The organism is Streptomyces sp. NPDC054841, from assembly GCF_053611045.1.
Genome location: NZ_JBSGZO010000639.1, coordinates 1 through 3960, shown reverse-complemented (window position 1 = coordinate 3960; position 3960 = coordinate 1). Strand labels below are relative to the sequence as shown.

Here is a 3960-nt window from a genome sequence, read left to right as displayed (position 1 = left end):
CACACGGTCGTGTGAGCCCGCCCTCCCCGCGGATCGCGACCCCCGTGCGCGATCCAGTCGGCTTCCCGGGACTCCTACGGCACGGACAGGTAGTCGGGCAGCGCGACGGCCGGGTCCAGGTCGTCCGCCGGAATCGGCGTGCCATGGCTGCGGACCAGCGGGACGACGCCCGTCCAGTGCGGCAGCGACAGGTCCTCCGGCTCGTCGTTCGGACCGCCCGTACGGACCTTGGCGGAGACCTCGTCCAGGTCGAGCCGGAGCACGGCGGTCGCGGCGAGCTCCTTGTCGTTGGCCGGGCGCGAGTCGTGGGAGCGGCCGGGAACGACATGGTCGACCAGCGCGTCGAGAGCGGTGCGCTTCTCCTGCGGGTCGGTGACCTGATGGGCGGTGCCGAGGACCACGACCGAGCGGTAGTTGATCGAGTGGTGGAAGGCCGACCTGGCCAGGACCAGCCCGTCGACGTGGGTGACGGTCAGGCATACCTCGAGGCCGTTGTCGGACTGGTCTGCCTGACCGGCCATGCGCAGCGGGCGGGATCCGGTGGAGCCGTGGACGTACAGCGTGTCGCCGACCCGGCCGTACAGCGTGGGCAGTACCACCGGCGCCCCGTCGCGCACAAAGCCCAGATGGCAGACGTACGCCTCGTCGAGTATCGAGTGCACCAGCTCGCGGTCGTAGGAAGCGCGCTCCCGGGCCCGGGTGGGGACGGTGCGCTCGGTCGTCCGGTACGCGGCGTTCACCGGCGTCGAGGCCATTGCGATCTCCATTGCACTAGTGCATAATCTCGTTTGTGCTAGGAGAGTATCGGATCACGGGTCGTCGCGCATCGGAGATTGCCGCGAGCGTCGAGCGGGGCGTCCGTGCGGGCGATCTGGAGCCGGGCCAACTCCTGCCGCCCATGCGGGAGTTGGCGACCGAGCTGGGCGTCAATGCGAACACCGTGGCGGCCGCGTACCGGACGCTGCGCGACCGCGGAGTCATCGAGACGGCCGGGCGCAGGGGCAGCCGTGTGCGGCCGCGCCCGGCCAGTACGGCGCGCGGCTCGCTGCGGGTCGAGGCCCCGCCCGGCGTCCGGGAGATCTCCGACGGCAATCCCGACGTCGCTCTGCTGCCGCCGCTGCGGGACGCCTTCGCGGCCGCCGCGCGCCACCACGACGAGCAGCCCGTCCTCTACGGAGAGGCGCCCGTCGACCCCGAGCTGGCGCGGCTCGCCCGGGCCGGGATGGACGCCGACGGGGTGCCGGACGGGCCGATCGCCGTTGCGTCCGGCTCGCTCGACGCCATCGAGCGCGTGCTGAACACGTGGCTGAGGCCAGGCGACGCCGTCGCCGTGGAGGACCCGGGCTGGGGCGGCCTGCTGGATCTGATCCCGGCGCTGGGGCTGCGGCTCGTACCGGTCGGCCTCGACGACGACGGGCCGCTCCCGGACGAGGTGGAGCGGGCACTCGACGGCGGAGCCCGGGCCCTGATCGTCACCGACCGGGCGCAGAACCCCACCGGAGCCGTGATCGGTCGGGCACGCGCGGACGAGCTGCGCGCCGTCCTCGCCCGGCATCCGGAAGTGCTGCTCGTCGAGGACGACCACGGCCACGCCATCGTCGACCAGCCGCTCCACCCCCTTGCCGGAGTGTCGGACCACTGGGCGCTCGTGCGCTCCACCGCCAAGGCGTATGGTCCGGATCTGCGCCTCGCCGTGCTGACCGGGGACGAGGTCACGATCGACCGGGTGCTCGGACGGCAGCAGCTCGGACCGGGCTGGGTGAGCCGGCTGACCCAGCGCGCGGTCGTGGAGCTGTGGGTCTCCGGGGCCGTCGACCCGGCGGCTGTGGCCCGCGCGTACGGCGAGCGGCGCGACGCGCTGCTGCGGGCGCTGGCCGAACGCGGCATCGAGGGGCGGGGCCGCAGCGGGATGAACGTGTGGGTGCCCGTGGCCGACGAGACCGGGACGGTGGCGCGGCTGCTGCACGCCGGATGGGCCGTCGCTCCCGGGGCGCGGTTCCGGACGTCGACGCCGCCCGGCGTGCGGCTCACGGTGTCCGGTCTGACGCGGGACGACATCGGCCGGCTCGCCGAAGCGGTGGCATCGGCGGCCGGTCCCTTGCCCGCACGCGCCTATGGCTGACGGGGCTTCGGCCTGCTCTGGGTGAGCGCGGCTCCCGCCAGCACGATCAGCGCACCGACCGGGGTGTTCCAGCCGAACTGCTCGCCCAGCAGCGTCACGCCGGCGGCCGTGGCGATGACCGGGATGAAGTACGTGACCATCGTCGCCGTCGTGGGCCCGACCTCGGCGACCAGTCCGTACTGGAGCAGCATCGCGAAGCCGGTCCCCAGGGCGCCCAGAGCGATCACCGCGAGCAGCGGAAGCACCGGAAGGGAGCTGGGGAGCGTGGTGAACAGCGGGGTCACCAGAGCCAGTTGGAGTGTGGCGAGAAGAAGCTGAGCGCCGGTGAGGGAGAGGTTCGAGTGGCTGGAGTCGGCCAGCGTACGGCGGACGTAGATCCAGCCGACCGGGTAGCTCAGCGAGGCGAGGAGGGCCATCGCGGTGCCCGTGACATCCAGCCCGGAGAAGCCCTGCCAGGCGCCCAGCACGGTGAGCACTCCGAGGAAGCCGATCCCGAGCCCGGCGACACGGCGACGGGTCGGCCGGTCCTCGGAGAGCGCCACCAGCGACAGCGCCATGCCCCAGAGCGGTGAGGTGGCGTTGCAGATGCCCGCCAGCGTCGAGGGGATCGTCAGCTCGGCGTAGGCGAAGAGCGAGAACGGCAGGGCGTTGAGCAGGAACGCGGCAACGGTGAGATGCCCCCATGTGCGCAGTCCGCGGGGCAGTCGCTCGCGCTTCACCGCCATCGCCGCGGCGAGCACCGCCGTACCGAAGAGCAGCCGGCCGAAGGTGACCTGGAACGGTGCGTACCCGTGGGTGCCGACCTTGATGAGAAGGAAGCTGAAGCCCCAGATCAGGGCGAGCACGGCGAACCTGATGCGCCAGTCGACGGCGGGACGGCGTGCGGCCGTGGCAGCCGGGGTGACGAGGGAGGAAGGAGATGAAGGGCCCGAAGGGGATGAAGGGGCCGAAGGCGCCGAAGAGGAGGAAAGAAAGGGAGGCGATATGCGGGATCGGTCGCGCGACGGCGGCCTGACGGTGCTCATGCCCTCTACCTTGGCCGCACCATTCTCGTAGGACAAGCGAGACTTCTTTGAGGGATTCGCTTAGCATCACTTACATGTTGAACCTGGAGCGCCTGCGGACCCTCGACGCGCTGGCCCGGCACGGCTCGGTCAGCGGAGCGGCCGACGGGCTGCATGTGACGACGTCCGCCGTGTCCCAGCAGATGGCGAAGCTGGAACGGGAGGTGGGCCAGCAGCTGCTGGCCAAGAACGGGCGAGGGGTGCGCCTCACCGACGCCGGACGATTGCTCGCCGACCATGCCGCGCGCATCCTGTCCCAGGTGGAGCTCGCACAGGCCGATATCGAGGCGCAGCGCGGGCAGGTGGTCGGCGAGGTGCGGGTCGGGGCGTTCCCGACGGCGGCGCGCGGACTCTTCCCCGCAGCGCTCGCGTCCCTTCGCAGGGTCCATCCCGAGCTGCGCGTCCGGTCCAGCGAGCTGGAGCCCGAGTATGCCGTGCGGCAGGTCATCAGGGGCGATCTCGATCTCGCGGTCGTGCTGGACTGGAGCAACAAGCGGCTGCCGGTGCCCGGCGGGCTGGCCCGGGCGCAGCTGCTGGACGACGCCGCGGATGTGGCGATGCCGGCGGACCATCCGCTCGCGGACCGGGCGGAGGTGGATCTGGAGGACTTCGCGGACGACGAGTGGGTGTCGTGGCCCGAGGGTGAATTCTGCTACGAGTGGCTGATGTTCACGCTGCGTGCCAAGGGCATCGAGCCGCGGATCGCGCACATGGCGGGCGAGCACCACACCCAACTGGCGCTGATCGCCGCAGGCCTCGGGGTCTGTGTGACCC

The 3960-nt window shown here is 71.8% G+C and carries 4 protein-coding genes; 2 read left to right on the top strand and 2 right to left on the bottom strand.

The features are described 5' to 3' along the window. Positions 1-74 precede the first annotated feature (74 nt). Positions 75-767 (bottom strand): pyridoxamine 5'-phosphate oxidase family protein, encoded by a 693-nt coding sequence (locus ACWGI8_RS40935; protein WP_453668531.1) that lies wholly within the window; start codon positions 765-767, stop codon positions 75-77. A 23-nt stretch (positions 768-790) separates the two neighbouring features. On the opposite strand from ACWGI8_RS40935, the gene ACWGI8_RS40930 reads away from it, so the two are divergent. Then, positions 791-2122 carry an aminotransferase class I/II-fold pyridoxal phosphate-dependent enzyme gene (locus ACWGI8_RS40930; RefSeq protein WP_453668530.1) on the top strand — a complete coding sequence of 444 codons (1332 nt, stop codon included), beginning with the start codon at positions 791-793 and terminating at the stop codon, positions 2120-2122. Here the strand turns inward: ACWGI8_RS40930 and ACWGI8_RS40925 are convergent. Further along, positions 2113-3147, bottom strand: a complete 1035-nt coding sequence (locus ACWGI8_RS40925) for a DMT family transporter (RefSeq protein ID WP_453668529.1) — start codon at positions 3145-3147, stop codon at positions 2113-2115. The genes ACWGI8_RS40930 and ACWGI8_RS40925 overlap by 10 nt on opposite strands. Before the next feature lie 74 nt (positions 3148-3221). Here ACWGI8_RS40925 and ACWGI8_RS40920 point away from each other — a divergent pair. Then, positions 3222-3960 (top strand): LysR family transcriptional regulator (locus tag ACWGI8_RS40920; protein ID WP_453668528.1); only part of this gene is annotated, 739 nt, incomplete at its 3' end.

Coding starts and splice junctions, on each gene's coding strand:
- ACWGI8_RS40935 (WP_453668531.1), bottom strand. CDS start 767: ATGGAGATCGCAATGGCCTCGACGCCGGTGAACGCCGCGTACCGGACG.
- ACWGI8_RS40925 (WP_453668529.1), bottom strand. CDS start 3,147: ATGAGCACCGTCAGGCCGCCGTCGCGCGACCGATCCCGCATATCGCCT.